The 14,276-nt window shown below is 71.7% G+C and carries 12 protein-coding genes and 1 pseudogene; 4 read left to right on the top strand and 9 right to left on the bottom strand.

Annotated features, from left to right (window positions below):
• Positions 1-61 precede the first annotated feature (61 nt).
• Entirely contained in the window at positions 62-1,393 is a 1,332-nt protein-coding gene (locus tag ACQPWZ_RS10520) for a multidrug effflux MFS transporter (protein WP_433571176.1), read from the top strand.
• 29 nt (positions 1,394-1,422) lie between these two features.
• Here ACQPWZ_RS10520 and ACQPWZ_RS10515 read toward each other — a convergent pair whose 3' ends face one another.
• Complete coding sequence (locus ACQPWZ_RS10515) at positions 1,423-2,736, bottom strand: hypothetical protein (protein ID WP_433571175.1); 1,314 nt, start codon at positions 2,734-2,736, stop codon at positions 1,423-1,425.
• Between the two features lie 165 nt (positions 2,737-2,901).
• Between ACQPWZ_RS10515 and ACQPWZ_RS10510 the strand changes: the two genes are divergently transcribed.
• On the top strand, positions 2,902-3,900 hold the full coding sequence (locus ACQPWZ_RS10510; RefSeq protein ID WP_433571174.1) for a small ribosomal subunit Rsm22 family protein: 999 nt from the start codon (positions 2,902-2,904) through the stop codon (positions 3,898-3,900).
• 2 nt (positions 3,901-3,902) lie between these two features.
• Here the strand turns inward: ACQPWZ_RS10510 and ddaH are convergent.
• A pseudogene (ddaH, locus tag ACQPWZ_RS10505) lies at positions 3,903-4,684 on the bottom strand (dimethylargininase).
• A gap of 251 nt (positions 4,685-4,935) precedes the next feature.
• Between ddaH and ACQPWZ_RS10500 the strand changes: the two are divergent.
• Together ACQPWZ_RS10500 and ACQPWZ_RS10495 are read left to right on the top strand one after the other, a co-directional pair.
• Entirely contained in the window at positions 4,936-5,541 is a 606-nt protein-coding gene (locus ACQPWZ_RS10500) for a TetR/AcrR family transcriptional regulator (RefSeq protein WP_433571173.1), read from the top strand.
• Positions 5,542-5,657: 116 nt separating this feature from the next.
• On the top strand, positions 5,658-6,422 hold the full coding sequence (locus ACQPWZ_RS10495; protein ID WP_340472797.1) for a bifunctional DNA primase/polymerase: 765 nt from the start codon (positions 5,658-5,660) through the stop codon (positions 6,420-6,422).
• A gap of 97 nt (positions 6,423-6,519) precedes the next feature.
• Here the strand turns inward: ACQPWZ_RS10495 and ACQPWZ_RS10490 are convergent, their stop codons facing one another.
• From ACQPWZ_RS10490 to ACQPWZ_RS10460, 7 genes are all read right to left on the bottom strand, one after another.
• Entirely contained in the window at positions 6,520-7,464 is a 945-nt protein-coding gene (locus ACQPWZ_RS10490; RefSeq protein ID WP_405575835.1) for a hypothetical protein, read from the bottom strand.
• Positions 7,382-8,365: an iron uptake transporter permease EfeU gene (gene efeU, locus ACQPWZ_RS10485; RefSeq protein ID WP_340472796.1), complete on the bottom strand. Its 984-nt coding sequence runs from the start codon at positions 8,363-8,365 to the stop codon at positions 7,382-7,384. The genes ACQPWZ_RS10490 and efeU overlap by 83 nt, the downstream gene beginning before the upstream one ends.
• Before the next feature lie 16 nt (positions 8,366-8,381).
• Complete coding sequence (gene efeB / locus ACQPWZ_RS10480; protein WP_433571172.1) at positions 8,382-9,680, bottom strand: iron uptake transporter deferrochelatase/peroxidase subunit; 1,299 nt, start codon at positions 9,678-9,680, stop codon at positions 8,382-8,384.
• A 10-nt stretch (positions 9,681-9,690) separates the two neighbouring features.
• A complete protein-coding gene (efeO, locus tag ACQPWZ_RS10475) occupies positions 9,691-10,830 on the bottom strand; it encodes an iron uptake system protein EfeO (protein WP_433571171.1) in 1,140 nt (379 codons plus the stop codon).
• Positions 10,831-11,014: 184 nt separating this feature from the next.
• Entirely contained in the window at positions 11,015-11,854 is an 840-nt protein-coding gene (locus tag ACQPWZ_RS10470; RefSeq protein WP_433571170.1) for a heme ABC transporter ATP-binding protein, read from the bottom strand.
• Complete coding sequence (locus tag ACQPWZ_RS10465; protein WP_433571169.1) at positions 11,851-13,101, bottom strand: FecCD family ABC transporter permease; 1,251 nt, start codon at positions 13,099-13,101, stop codon at positions 11,851-11,853. Before ACQPWZ_RS10465 ends, ACQPWZ_RS10470 begins: the two co-directional genes overlap by 4 nt.
• A complete protein-coding gene (locus ACQPWZ_RS10460; protein ID WP_433571168.1) occupies positions 13,098-14,108 on the bottom strand; it encodes a heme/hemin ABC transporter substrate-binding protein in 1,011 nt (336 codons plus the stop codon). The genes ACQPWZ_RS10465 and ACQPWZ_RS10460 overlap by 4 nt, the downstream gene beginning before the upstream one ends.
• Between the last annotated feature and the right edge of the window lie 168 nt (positions 14,109-14,276).

Raw genomic sequence — 14,276 nt, 5'->3', positions numbered from 1 at the left:
GGACTCGACCACTCCGGACGAGCTGAGAGCATAGGGAGGGATTCAACAACATGGAGAGCCAATGCCGAAGCCGGAGACCGGCCAGGACCGTACAGAAGGACACATACCGGCCGGCGACCCGGTGACGGCGCCTGTTCCCACGGGACCCATCGCTCCCGTGGCGCACCAAGCGGTCGCCGCCGCGCGCCGCGTCGGCCTGCTCGTCACCCTCGTGCTCGGCGGACTCACCGCACTGCCGCCGCTCTCCATGGACATGTACCTCCCGGCGCTGCCCGCGGTCACCGACTCCCTGACCGCGCCCGCCGCCACCGTCCAGCTGACCCTGACCGCCTGCATCGCCGGCATGGCGTTCGGCCAGCTCGTCGTCGGCCCGATGAGCGACCGGTGGGGACGCCGCAGACCGCTGCTGATCGGCATGATCGTGTACGTCGTGGCCACCGCGATCTGCGCGATGGCCCCCTCCGTCCAGCTGCTCATCGGCTTCCGGCTGCTTCAGGGCCTCGCGGGCGCCGCCGGCATCGTCATCGCCCGCGCGGTGGTCCGCGATCTGTACGACGGCGTCGAGATGGCCCGGTTCTTCTCCACCCTGATGCTGATATCCGGCGTCGCCCCGATCATCGCGCCGCTCATCGGCGGCCAGGTGCTCCGGGTGACCGACTGGCGCGGCATCTTCGTCGTGCTCACCGGCGTCGGCATCCTGCTCACCCTCGTGGCGGTGAGGTGGCTGCCCGAGACCCTGGCCCCGGAACGGCGGCACAGCGGCGGCGTGGGGGAGACCTTGCGCACCGTGCGGTCGCTGCTCGGCGACCGTGTGTTCAGCGGCTACATGCTCACCGGCGGACTCTCCTTCGCGGCCCTGTTCTCCTACGTCGCCGCCTCGCCGTTCGTGGTGCAGGAGATCTACGGCGCGTCCCCGCAGACCTTCAGCCTGCTCTTCGGCATCAACTCCGTCGGCCTGATCGCGGTCGGCCAGATCAACGGCAGGGTGCTGGTGGGCCGGGTCAGTCTGGACAAGGCGCTCGGCTTCGGTCTGGGCATGATCACCCTGGCCGCGACCGGGCTGCTGCTGATGACCTCCGGCGTCTTCGGCAGGGCGAGCCTGTTCGCCGTGGCCGCAGGACTCTTCGTGCTGATGTCCGCCATGGGTCTCGCGATGCCGAACACCAACGCCCTGGCCCTGATGCGCACTCCGCATGCCGCCGGCTCCGCGTCCGCGCTGCTCGGCACCTCCGCGTTCCTGCTCGGGGCGGTCGCCTCACCCCTGGTCGGGATCGCCGGCGAGGCGACGGCCGTCCCGATGGCCGCGGTCCAACTGACGTGCGCGCTCGGCGCGGTGGGCTGCTTCATCGGGCTGTGCCGGCCGTGGCAGCGGCGCGCCGAAGCGGTCGTCTGAGCCGCGGGCGACCCACCAACCGCCGCGCTTCAGGACGTACGGGCCCGATGCCCGCTCAGCCGGGGCCGGTCCTGGGTGTCCGTCCAGCCGAAGAGACCCACGCCCGCGGCCTCCGCGCCCGGCAGCCGGACCCCGGACGCCAGCGGCTGCGGCACCCCCGACGCCAGGTCCAGTGCGATGGGCGTGCCGCCGCCCGCCAGCGCGTCCGCCGGGCCGCGGGCGCTCGTCGCGCCGTACGCGAGACCGGCGTCCGTCACGGTCGTCAGCGTCAGCGGCTTGGAGCCGTCCGACTCCTCGAAGCAGTGACCCGTGCGCCGCTCCAGGTCGAAGGCGAGGTTCCCGGCCACCAGAAAGCCGCCGCCGGGCGCGAGCACCGCCTGCGGGTACTCACCCGGCTCGATCGCCGGCCGCCGGCACCGCACCTGGACCAGCGGCCTGCCGGACGCCGAGTCGTGCACCGCCCAGATGTCGTGCGTGGCCGCGTCCTTGCTGCCCTTGGCGGGTCGCCACACGGCGAGCAGCCGGCCGGGTACCACGCTGGTCGGCACCCCCGAGGCGCGGTCGCCACCCGCCGGGGCGACATCGCGGCTGTACCAGCCCCCGCGGACCCAGAAGCCCGACTCGCCGCTCAGCAGCAGCCCCTTGGCGGTCAGGCCGCGCACCTCGGTCAGCCGGCGGCACCCCGCGCAGCCCTTCGGGTGGCCGAGCGATGTCTCGGGCACCTGCGTCACCACGCCGGACGCGGGGTCGACCATCGCGCTGCGGGTGCGCCCGTCGCCGACGAGGATGCCGGGACCGGTGCCGGACACGCTCGGCGCGGTCGGCCACGGGATCTCCACCCGCCGCCGGGTGCCGTCGTCGGCGCCGTACACATCGAGCACGACGAAGGTGCCGGCCGTGGTCAGCGTGTCCTCGCTCGCCCGGCCGAACGTCCAGGTCACGAAGTACTCACGGCCGTCCCTGGCGACGGACAGCAGCCGGGGGAGCGGACCGTCGGAGGCCGGCGGGCGCCACGGGCGGCCGGTCCAGCCGGCCCTGCCGGTGGCCGTGTCCAGGGTCCGCAGCCGGAAGCGGTCGCCGCCCGTGCGCTCCAGATAGCCGATCCGGCCGGCCTTCCGCGCGATCGCGTACTCGGCCGACGCCATGGCGATCTCCCAGCCGGGCCGCGGGTCGTACCCCGCGGGCACGGTGAGCCGGGGCTGCGTCGCCGCGGAGTGCCGGGCGGTACTGCGCGGCTTGTCCTCGGAGGTCCCGCCCTCGCCGCCGCGCAGGTTCAGTGCGACGAGCAGCGCCACTGCGATCACTCCGGCCACCAGAGCCAACCGCACGACCCGCTGTCTCATGGTCCCCCCGGAAGCGACCGCCTCACGTTCCGTGTGCGGCGAGGGCCACAGCGTAGCAACCGCCCCTGAGGCCACAGCAGTTCGATCCCGCACCCGGAGCGGTGGCCCCGCCGTGCCCCGGGGAGGTCGCGTCGACCGCCTTGGGACAGGACCTAGAATCGCTCGGTGAACGCCACCCTTCCCACCGCGGACGCCCTGCGCAGCGCACTCGCCGGCCTGCTGGACGGGCTGCCGCCCTCGCAGGCCGCGCGGGCCGTCGACCGGCTGATCGCCAACTACCGCGGGACGACTCCGACCGACGCCCCCGTGCTGCGCGACCGCTCCGACGTCGCCGCCTATGCCGCGTACCGGATGCCCGCGACCTTCGAGGCGGTACGGTCCGCGCTCGGCGCCCTGCGTGACGCGGCGCCCGGGTTCACCCCGGCCACCCACACCGACATCGGCGGCGGCACGGGCGCGGCGACCTGGGCCGTGGCCGAGGCCTGGGAGGACGAGGCCCCGCGCACCACGGTGCTGGACTGGGCGGAGCCGGCGCTGGCACTGGGCCGGGAGCTGGCCGCCGCGTCGGGGGTGCCCGCGCTGCGTGCAGCCCGCTGGGAGCGCTCACGGATCAGCGCGTCGCTCCGGTTGGAGAGCAGCGATCTCGTCACGGTGTCCTACGTCCTCAAGGAACTCACCGAGGCGGACCGGGCCGCGGTGGTCACCGAGGCGGCGCGCACCGCGCAGGCCGTCGTGATCGTCGAGCCCGGCACCCCGGACGGCTACGCCCGGATCATCGAGGCCCGCGACCGCCTCATCGGGGCGGGACTGACCGTGGCGGCGCCCTGCCCGCACAGCGGGGTCTGCCCGATCGTCCCGGGTACGGACTGGTGCCACTTCGCGGCCCGCGTCAGCCGCTCCTCGCTGCACCGGCAGGTGAAGGGCGGCTCCCTGCCGTACGAGGACGAGAAGTTCAGCTATGTCGCGGCGACCCGCTTCCCGCCGGAGCCGGCACCCTCGCGGATCGTCCGCAAGCCGCAGATCCGCAAGGGCCTGGTGCTGCTCGACCTCTGCGAGCCGGAGGGGGCCCTGACCCGTACGACGACGACCAAGCGCCACGGCGAGCTCTACAAGGCAGCACGCGATGCGGGGTGGGGCGACGCCTGGCCGCCCCACACCGGCTGATCTCAGGGGCGCAGCTCCTGTGTGCAGCACTTCACGCTGCCACCGCCCTTGAGGAGTTCACCCAGGTCCATGCCGAGGGGTTCGAAGCCGCGGTCCCGCAGCGGCTCGTAGAGGCCCACCGCCGCCTGCGGCAGCAGCACATGGCGCCCGTCGCTCACCGCGTTCAGACCGAGCGCGGCGGCGTCCCGTTCCTCGGCGATCAGCGCGTCGGGGAACAGCCGCTGGAGGACCTTGCGGCTGCCCGGGGAGAACGCGCCCGGGTAGTACATGATCTCGTCGGCCGCGTCGTCCAGCACACTCAGCGCGGTGTCCAGGTGGTAGTAGCGCGGATCGACCAGTTCCAGCCCGATCACGGGCCGGCCGAAGAACTCCTGCGCCTCGTCGTGCGAGAGCGGACTGGAGCGGAACCCGCGGCCCGCCAGCACATAGGACGAGGTGACCGCGAAGTCCCCTCGCCCTCGTTGATGTGCAGGGGTTCGTGGATCTCGGTGTAGCCGGCCGCGCGGAACCACGCGAGGTGGACGGCCGCCTCGGCCTCGCGTTCCGGGTGGGCGAACCGGGCGCCCAGCACCCGGTCGTCGATGACGGTCGCGCCGTTCGCGGCGTAGACCATGTCGGGCAGGTCGGGCTGTGGTTCCAGCAGCTCGACGGTGTGGCCGAGTGCGCGGTAGCGGTCGCGCAGGTCCTCCCACTGGGTCAGGGCCAGCGGCAGGTCGACCGGTTTCGCCGGATCCATCCATGGGTTGATGGAATACGTCACCTTGAAGTGCACGGGTGGGCACATGAGATAGCGACGCGGCGAGGCGTCACGAAGCGATGAGCGCAATGAGGGCTCCTCACGAACGAACAGGGGCACGCGGTCTGCGTTCAGCCATGGTGCGGCCTAACCGGCCGCTTCGCAGGAGATCGACCGCGTGGTTCACCGATTTGTGAGGTAAGCGCAGGCCGGCGTACCCCGCCGTGTCATGCGAACCGACGAATCGAGACGATACGTATCGGTTTGTTGTTGCCGGGAGCGGCACCTAGATTGACGGGATGACCGACACCAAGGCGCCCGACGCCGGCCGCCGCAGCGAACGCTCCCGCCGCGCGATCTACGAGGCCGCCCTCGCCCTCGTCGCCGAGGAGGGCTACACCCGCACCACCATCGAGGGCATCGCGGCCCGGGCCGGCGTCGGCAAGCAGACGATCTACCGCTGGTGGCCCTCCAAGTCGGCCGTCCTCCTCGAAGCCTTTCTCGACCTGGCCGAGCAGGCTGCCGCCGGAGAGAGGGAGATCCCCGACACCGGCGACCTCGCGACCGACCTCAAGCTCGTGCTGCGCGCCACCGTGGACGAGATGAACAGCCCCGCCTACGACGGCCCCGCCCGCGCGCTCGCCGCCGAGGGCGTGATCGACCCGGTGCTCGGGGCCCGGTTCGTCGAGAAGCTCCTCGACCCCCAGCTGGAGCTCTATGCCACCCGGCTGCGCTCCGCCGAGGAGGCGGGCCAGGTACAGGCCGGGACCGACCTGCGGATCGCGCTGGAACTCCTGGTCGGACCGCTGACCCACCGCTGGCTGCTGCGCACGCTGCCCCTCACCCACGCGTACGCGGACACCGTCGTCGACTACGCCCTGAACGGTCTCGCACCCCGCGGCTGACCTTCTGCGGAATGCCCGGGTCCACCCCCCGGTTGAGGACTGTGGCCACCCGGGGAGCAGGATGGTGGGACCATGGCAGAGTCCGCCGGTGCCGAGTGTGAGGTGTGAGGGGATAGATGGGCGACGGTAAAGGCCGCTACCGCGGCACGGAGAACAGGCTCCCCCGCGAGAGCCGGCTGCCCCAGTGGCTGCGCCGGCGCCCCCGCGACACCGAGCCGGAGGACTCACGCCGCGAGTCACTTCTCCTGGCCGCCGCCGGAGCCGGACTGCCGCTCGCGCCCGCCGCGTATCCCGTCGCATACCGCTGTTCCTGCGACCGCATCGGCTGTCCGACGCCCGCCATGCACCCCGTCTCCTTCGCCTGGCAGACCCAGTCCACGACCGACCGCGCCCAGATCGAGCGGTGGGCCCAGGGCCAGCCCGAGGCGAACTTCATCACCGCGACCGGCATGGTCCACGACGTCCTCGACGTCCCGCTGGAAGCCGGGCTCGACGCACTCGAACGCCTCCTGGAGCGCGGCATCGAGGTCGGTCCTGTCGCCGAGTCCGGCGGCACCGGCGGCGACGGACGGCTGCTGTTCTTCACCGCCACCCGCGGTACGCCCGAGGACGAGGACGAGTGGTGGCCGTGCGAGCTGGACTGCCACCCCGAGACGATGGACGAGCACCCGGGGCTGCGCTGGCACTGCCGGGGCAGCTATGTGCTCGTGCCGCCCGCCCGGCTCCCCGGTGATCTGGGAGTCCACTGGGTACGCGGTCCGGAACATCCGCTGCCGGACCCGCTGACCCTGCTGGAGACGCTCACCGACGCGTGCGCGCGCTACGCGGGTGACGACGAGGAACTGAACCGGCACGCGCCGGCCTGGCCGCTGGGCCGCTAGGGCGCCGGGTCCCGCCGGCCGCCGGCTGCGTCCCGGAGCCTGTCGTCCGGATCGGTCAGGACATTGCCGGGCCCGCTGCGGGGCCCGGACCGTCTGCCTACGACCCCTTCGCCGAGGTCAGGCCCGTCAGCCGGCCGAGGACGTCGACCTTGCCGACGCCGGAGGCCGGGACCGCCACCGCCTGGCTCGACACCCGCTCCTTGGTGATCGTCTGCTTCACCTCGCCGGTGAGCAGCGCCTTCACATCCGGGTGCACCTTCAGGCGCACACCCTTCGCCGAGGTCTGCCGCTCGTAGTTGCGCACGGTGAAGAAGACCAGCGCCCCGCCGTCCCGCGTCGCGAGCGCCAGCGGCGCGAAGTCACCGCTCTCCAGCGGCTGGTCGATGTACTGCGTGGACAGGCCCGGCAGGTTCTCCTCCTTCTGCCGCGAGGCGCGCCAGTCGGAGGTGTGCGGTCCGTCCTTGAAGTTGTCCGGCTGCCCGCTCTGCATGTACGAGGAGTAGTCCCCGCTCAGATCGCGCGGAGCGACCGCCAGCTCACCGCTGTCCACGGCGACCGGCTCGGCGTAGCCGTCCTGGTCCGTCTTCAGCTCCGGAATGCGGCCGGGGGTGAGGATGGTCAGATACGTCGCCTTCCACACCTCGGCCGGCCCGTTGCGTACGAAGATCAGCACCCAGCGGTTGTCCTCGCTGCCCTGGTCCCGGTCGCGGTTGGAGTCGACGTCGGCCAGGAAGAAGCGCGGCCAGCCGGCCTTCTTGGGAATCGTGATCTTCGGGTCGCTGAGCTCCAGCGGCACGTGCTGCGGGTTGCCGTCCGGGTAGTTGACGCTGCGCGCCTTCAACCCGGCCTGGTTGATGGCTCCGAGCGCACCGGTGACCCGGCCCGCGTCCAGTGCCGGGTCGTACGCCTTGTCGGCGGCGTTGTAGGCGGCGGTGAACTGCTTGACGGCCTCGACGGCCTCAGCCTTCGTCACCGACGGAACGATCTCCCGTTCCCCGTGCACCGTCACGCACCCGCTCGCCGTCAGGGCCAGCGTCGTCATCGCCACGAGGCCCGTCGCCGCCCGGCGCGGTCCTGTCACCCGAATCGGACTTCTCATCGGCTGCCTTCTGCTCCTCGACCCCCACTGACCGTCCGAACCCTACCGGGGCGAGGAAGAACCCGAGTGCCGGGATCAGATACAGGGCCCACACCACGGTCTGGAGAACGGTCGGATCCGGCTGGAAGTTGAAGACGCCCTTCAGCAGCGTCCCGTACCAGCTGTCGGGCGGGATCGTCGTGCTGATGTCGAAGGCCTTGTTCGCCAGGCCGCCGAGGAAGCGGGCTTCTTGCAGGTCATGGACGCCGTATGCGAGGACGCCGGCGGCCACGACCACGAGCATGCCGCCGGTCCAGGTGAAGAACCTGGCCAGGTTGATCTTCAGGGCGCCGCGGTAGAAGAGCCAGCCGAGGAGCACCGCGGTGGCGATGCCGAGGAGTACTCCGGTCAACGGGCCCTGTGAGCCTGCCTCGTCGGTGGCGGCCCGGACGGAGGCCCAGACGAACAGCGCCGTCTCCAGGCCCTCGCGGCCCACGGCCAGGAACGCGGTGGCGACCAGCGCGCCGGTGCCCATCTGCAGGGCGGCGTCCAGCTTGCCGTGCAGCTCGGACTTCAGGTGCCGCGCGGTGCGCTTCATCCAGAAGACCATCCAGGTCACCAGGCACACCGCGACGATCGACAGCGAACCGCCGAGCAGCTCCTGCGCCTCGAACGTCAGCTCCTGCGAGCCGTATTCGAGGGCGAAGCCGAATCCGAGCGACAGGGCGGCCGCGACGCCGATGCCGGTCCAGATCGGCCGCAGCGCGTCCCGTCTGCCGGTCTTGACGACATACGCGACGAGGATGCAGACGACGAGGCTTGCCTCCAGACCCTCGCGCAGGCCGATCAGATAGTTGCCGAACACGGCCGGTCCCTTCTGGTCATGAGAACAGGGCCCGTCCCCACCAGTCGTCCTTGTCCCGGACGCCCGGCGGGATCGCGAACAGTGCCGAACCCACGTGCTGGATGTACTCGTTGAGGTCGTCGCGGGCGAGCGAGCGCTGCACCGGGACGAATCCCTTGTCGACGTCGCGCTGGTAGGCGAGGAAGAACAGTCCTGCGTCCAGGCGACCGAGACCGTCCGTGCCGTCCGTGAAGGAGTAGCCGCGGCGCAGCATCCTGGCCCCGCCGTTGGAGGTGGGGTGCGCGAGGCGTACATGGGAGGTGGGCAGCATCGCGGGCAGGAACGGCTCGTCGCGTTCCTTCGCCTTGCCGACCGGGGCGCCTTTGCCCTTGTCCCGGCCGAAGATGTCTTCCTGCTCCTGCAGGGAGGTGCGGTCCCAGGTCTCGACGTTCATCCGGATCCGGCGGGCGACGAGGTAGGAGCCGCCGGCCAGCCACGCCGGACCGTCGTTCTCCGACACCCACACATGCTTCGTCAGCGCCGCGCCGTCCGTCCCCGCGATGTTGCGGGTGCCGTCCTTGAACCCGAAGAGGTTGCGGGGCGTCTGCGCGTCCGGGGTCGTGGACGACGTCTTGCCGAAGCCCAGCTGCGACCAGCGCACCGCGACCTTGCCGAAGCCGATCCGGGCGAGGTTGCGGATGGCGTGCACCGCGACCTGGGGATCGTCGGCGCAGGCCTGCACGCACAGATCGCCCCCGCTGCGCGCCGGGTCGAGGTTGTCGCCGGAGAATTTCGGCAGCTCGGCCAGGCCCTTCGGCCGCCGGTCTTCGAGCCCGAAGCGGTCCTTGGCGAACAACCCGGGGCCGAAGCCGATGGTCAGCGTCAGCCGGGACGGCTTGAGGCCCAGTGCCTCGCCGGTGTCGTCCGGCGGCGCCTCCGGCAGGCCGCCGAACGCGCCCTCGCCGACGGCCAGCCCGGCGGTCATCCGCTCCGCGGCCCGCGTCCAGTCCTTCAGCAACTGCACCAGCTCGGCGCGGTCCTTCGTCTTCACATCGAAGGCCGCGAAGTGCAGCCGGTCCTGCACGGCGGTGGCGACACCGGCCTGGTGCGCCCCATGGAAGGGCACGGCGGAACCGCTCGCCGCCGCGGTGGCGGTCTCGTCCCCGCCGCTGAGCGCGGCCACCGTGCCGCCGGCCGCGGCGGCACCGAGCGCGAGGCCCGCACCGCCCCAGCCGAGCAGCGCACGACGGGACGGCGTGCGGGTGCCCGTACCGGGCTCCCCGGGGCCGGCCGCCTCGGGCGTCGCGTCGCTCTGCTTGTCGTCAGACGCCGACATCTCGGTCCCCCTACTTGACCACTGCGGCGGCGAGCTTCGACAGCGGCTCGGCGAGGGCGTTGACGCCGTCGCTGAGCTCCTTGCGCTGGTCCTTGCCGACGGTGTCGTACGAGGCGAACACGTAACTGGTCTTGTCCTTGCGGTACTTGTCGAGCAGCGTGTTCAGCGCGGCGAACTGCTTGTCGAGCTCGGCCACCAGCTTCGGGTCGTTCTTCGACGCGACCGGCTTGAGCAGCTCGAACGACTTCTGCGCACCCTCGACGTTGGCCTTGAAGTCCACCAGGTCGGTGTGGCTGTAGCGCTCCTCCTCACCGGTGACCTTGCCGGTGGCGACCTCGTCGAGCAGCTCCTTGGCACCGTTGGCCATGGAAGTCGGAGTGATCTCGGCGGTGCCGACCTTCTTCTGCCAGACCGTGAGGTCCTTGATGAGGGTGTCGGCGAGCGCGGTGTCCTCGGGGCCGAGCTTCTTGTCCTGCCACAGGGACTTCTCCAGACGGTGCCAGCCGGTCCACTTCTGGCCCTTCTCGACGCCGTCCTCACGCAGGTCGACCTTGGGGTCGATGTCGCCGAAGGACTCCGCGACCGGCTCGGTGCGCTCCCAGCCGATACGGGAATCGGCGTACGCCTTCTTCGCCGCCTCGATGTCACCGGCCTTGACGGCGTCCGTGAACACCTTCGCCTTCGGAAGCGTCTCGTCGGCCTGCGCCTGGACGTACTGGCGGTAGGCGGCGACCGCGGCGTCCATCTCCGGGCTGCGCACGGCGGCCTTGCCGCCCGTCACGGTGACCTTCTGACGGATGCCGTCACCCTTCATGCCCGGCTTGCACGCGATCTCGTACGAACCGGACTTCACCTCGGCGGTGAGCCGGGCCTTGGTGCCGGGGCCTATGTTCTCCCGCTCGGTGACGATCCGGTCGTCGGGGAAGAGGATGTAGACCTCGGTGACCTTGCCGCCCTTGTTCTCGATGTCGAGCTGGACGTGCCCGGCGGGGAACTCCTTCTTCGACACCTCGCAGGAGTCGTCCTTCGCGGTGACCTTGATGGCGCCGTCGCCGCCGGCCGCGGTGTCGGCCTTCTCGGCGCAGCCCGTGACGGCGGCCAGAGCGGCCGCGACTGCGGTGGCAGTGGCGACGGAAAGACGGACTCGCATACGGACTCCATGCGGCAAGAGGCCCGGCGGAGACGGGCTGAGGGTGGGTGAGGCTGACCTAACTTAACCGAGCCTTACCTCGGCGCTACCCACCCGTGCAGTGATCTGGGACTCATGACGTACGTCCGGAAACGGAGGGGTCACAAGCTGTCCATCGGGACCCCATGACTAGGTCAAGCAGAGGTCAACCGGCCCGTTGCGGAAGCACCACGGGAACGCCGGAGCGAGGGTGCGGGAAGACTTCGACGGGCTGCCGGTAGACCCGGCTGAGCAGCACATCGTCGAAGACCTCGGCGGGCGGGCCCTCGGCCGCGAGCCGGCCCTCGTGCAGCACGGCGACCCGGTCCGCGTACGCCGCGGCGAGACCGAGATCGTGCAGCACGACGACCACGGCGTCACCGGCGGCGGCACGCTCCCGGCAGATGCGCAGCACCAGTTCCTGGTGGCGCAGATCGAGGGCCGCCGTCGGTTCGTCGAGGAGCAGGAGCGGGGCCCGCTGGGCCAGGACGCGGGCGAGGGCGACCCGGGCGCGTTCACCGCCGGAGAGCGCGGAGAAGGGGCGGGACGCGAAGCCGCCGACCTCCGTGACGGCCATCGCCTCGGCGACCGCCGCGTCGTCCTGCTCCTGGAGCGCGGTCCCGGACCAGGGGGCCCGCCCCATCCGCACGACGTCCTCCACCAGGAAGGGGAAGGAGAGCGCGGCGGCCTGGGGCAGCACGGCGCGGCGCAGGGCGAGTTCGGGAGCGGTCCAGCCGCCGGCCGGCCGGCCCGCGATGCTCACCGAGCCGCCGTCGGCGGGCAGATCGGCGGCGAGTGCGGCGAACAGGGTCGACTTCCCGGCGCCGTTCGGCCCGACCAGAGCCAGTACCTCGCCGGCGAGTGCGGACAGTTCGACCCCGGTGAGCACCTCACGGCCGCCGAGGCGGACATGAAGGCCCCGGGCCGCTGCGACGACGGAACCGGGTTCGGGACGCGCGGGCAGCTCCCGCCGGCGCATACCGAACAGACGGGTCACGGACCTCATGCCCAACCACCTTGCCTGCGACGGGTCCTGAGCAGCAGCCAGAAGAAGAACGGGCTGCCGAAGAGCGCGGTGAGCACGCCGAGGGGGAGTTCGGCGGGCTCGGCGACGGTGCGTGCCGCGAGGTCTCCCGCGACCAGCATCAGCGCGCCGCCGAGTGCGCTGCCGGGCACCAGGAAGCGATGGCCGGGTCCGTGCGCCATCCGCAGCAGATGCGGGACGAGCAGCCCGACGAAGGTGATGATTCCGGCGACGGCGACCGCGGCAGCGGTGAACAGGGCGACGACGAGGACGAGGACGATCCGCAGCCGCTCGACGTCGATGCCGAGATGCCGCGCCGGCCGCTCGCCGAGGGCGAGCAGGTCCAGTTTCCGTGCGTACAGGGGCGCGACGGCGAGACCGAGGAGTGCGCACGGCAGCACGGCGAGCACCTTGGGCCAGGTGGCCTGGGAGAGCGAACCCAGCTGCCAGAAGGTGATCTGGGTGATCTGGGCGTTGTCCGCGAAGAAGATGAACAGGCCGATGAGGGCGCCGGCGAAGGCGTTGACGGCGATGCCGGTCAGGATGAGCGTGACGACCTCGGTCCGCCCTCCCGAGCGGGACATCGCGTACACGAGGAGCACGGTCACCAGACCGGCGACGAACGCGCAGGCGGTGATGGTCCAGTTGCCGAGAAAGCTCAGCCCGAGCGCGATGGACGCGACGGCGCCGACGGCCGCGCCGGAGGAGATGCCGATGATGCCGGGCTCGGCGAGGGGGTTGCCGAAGACGCCCTGCATCAGGGCTCCCGCACAGCCGAGGGACGCGCCGACGAGGAGCGCGAGGACGACGCGGGGAAGGCGGACGTTCCACAGCACGCTCTCGCCGACCCGGTCGAGCGGGTGCCCGCCGAGCCCGGCGCGGTGCTGCACCGAGGCGATGACATCGGTGACGGGAATGTCGTACGCGCCGTAGGCGGCGGACACCAGGGCCAGGACGATCACGCCCGTCAGAAGTCCGCCGGCGAGCAGTCCGGCCCCGGTGCGGGTGCGGGCCAGGGGGACGGCGTCGGGCGCGTCCTTCGGGGTGGCCGGGTCGGAGGTGCTCCGGTCCTCCGGGGCCCCAGGGCTCTCGTGTGCCTCGGAGACTTCAGGGCTCTCAGGGCTCTCGGCGCCCTCCGGGCCGCTCCGTCGGTCCCGGTCCGGATCTCGGTCTCGCTCGCGCGGGCGGGCGGGTGAGGGGGAGTGGTCCGCGTGCGTGGCCATCGTCACCGGCCGCCCGGGTAGAGCTGTTCCACCAGCGACCGGAGCACCCGGTCGGTGCGCGGCCCGTAGTTCAGCAGGACGCCGTCGTCCACGCTCACCACGCGGCGGTCCATCCCGGCCGGGGTCTGGGCCACACCGGGGATCTTGACCAGACCGTCGATGCCGCCGACCGACTTCAGACCGTCCGTCATCACCAGCAGGGCGTCCGGCGCGGCCTTCGCGAGGGCCTCGGCGGTGATCGGGGTGAAGTCCTTCGCCAGTCCCGACTCCTTGCCGGCGTCCACGGCGCCCGCCGCCTCCAGCAGCGAGGCGGCCCCGGACTCGGCACCACCGATGAGGTACACCGACGCCGAGCCCCGCAGGTAGAGGAAGGCGACGCGGGGCTGCTTGCCCTCGGCGGGCTTCGGGATGTTCTTCTGCACGGCCGCGATCCGCTGTGCGGTACGGGTGTTGAGCTGGTCCCCGGCCGCCTTGACCCCCAGTGCGCCGGCCACCGCGTCGATCCGGGTCCGGACGTCGGCGAGGCTCTTGGGCGCCTTGACGACGACGAGCGGGATGCCCGCGGCGCGTATCTGGGCGATGGCCTCGGCCGGGCCGGTCGTCGAGTCGGCGAGGACGAGTGTCGGCTTCAGCGACAGCACGCTCTCGGCGGAGACGTCGTGTCCCCGGGTCACCACCGGCAGCGCGCGGGCCTGTTCGAAGGTCGCGGTGATGTCACGCGCCACCACCTGCTTGCCCAGGCCGAGCGTGAAGACGATCTCGCTGAGCCCACCGGACAGCGGCACGATCCGGTCCGCGGCGGAGACGGTGACGCTCTTGCCGTCGGCCGAGCGCACGGTGGCCGGGAGTCCGGGCTCCGGTGTCGCGGCGAGCGGCTCGATCCGGTCGGCGGCCACGGAGGCCTTCGGCTTTCCCGTGGCGGCGGGCGACTCGTCGTCTCCACCGCAGCCGGTCGCCGTCAGGGCGAGGGCGAGCACCGAGAGGAGAGCACCTGCCAGGCGAGGTGTGCGCACCGGGACACCTTTCTCTTGTTCACTGTCTAAGACGGTCACCGCGGCAGTCTGCCATGGGTGGGCGGGGAGTTGGCCGATGTTTCGGGTGGGTGGGGTCTTCCGAACCGCACGGATCAGAGCTTAGGTTAGCCTTACCTTACTTGCCAGTGCGTTGTGCCCCGGAGGATT

The organism is Streptomyces sp. CA-251247 (assembly GCF_050952975.1).
Lineage (GTDB): Bacteria > Actinomycetota > Actinomycetes > Streptomycetales > Streptomycetaceae > Streptomyces > Streptomyces achmelvichensis.
Note: the sequence above shows the minus strand (reverse complement) of the source record. Positions and strands in the feature narration are given on the sequence as shown.

Excerpts from the sequence above, each read along its gene's own strand:
- ACQPWZ_RS10520 (WP_433571176.1), top strand. The coding sequence starts at position 62 with ATGCCGAAGCCGGAGACCGGCCAGGACCGTACAGAAGGACACATACCG.
- ACQPWZ_RS10515 (WP_433571175.1), bottom strand. The coding sequence starts at position 2,736 with ATGAGACAGCGGGTCGTGCGGTTGGCTCTGGTGGCCGGAGTGATCGCA.
- ACQPWZ_RS10500 (WP_433571173.1), top strand. The coding sequence starts at position 4,936 with ATGACCGACACCAAGGCGCCCGACGCCGGCCGCCGCAGCGAACGCTCC.
- ACQPWZ_RS10495 (WP_340472797.1), top strand. The coding sequence starts at position 5,658 with ATGGGCGACGGTAAAGGCCGCTACCGCGGCACGGAGAACAGGCTCCCC.
- ACQPWZ_RS10490 (WP_405575835.1), bottom strand. The coding sequence starts at position 7,464 with ATGACGACGCTGGCCCTGACGGCGAGCGGGTGCGTGACGGTGCACGGG.
- efeB (WP_433571172.1), bottom strand. The coding sequence starts at position 9,680 with ATGTCGGCGTCTGACGACAAGCAGAGCGACGCGACGCCCGAGGCGGCC.
- efeO (WP_433571171.1), bottom strand. The coding sequence starts at position 10,830 with ATGCGAGTCCGTCTTTCCGTCGCCACTGCCACCGCAGTCGCGGCCGCT.
- ACQPWZ_RS10470 (WP_433571170.1), bottom strand. The coding sequence starts at position 11,854 with ATGAGGTCCGTGACCCGTCTGTTCGGTATGCGCCGGCGGGAGCTGCCC.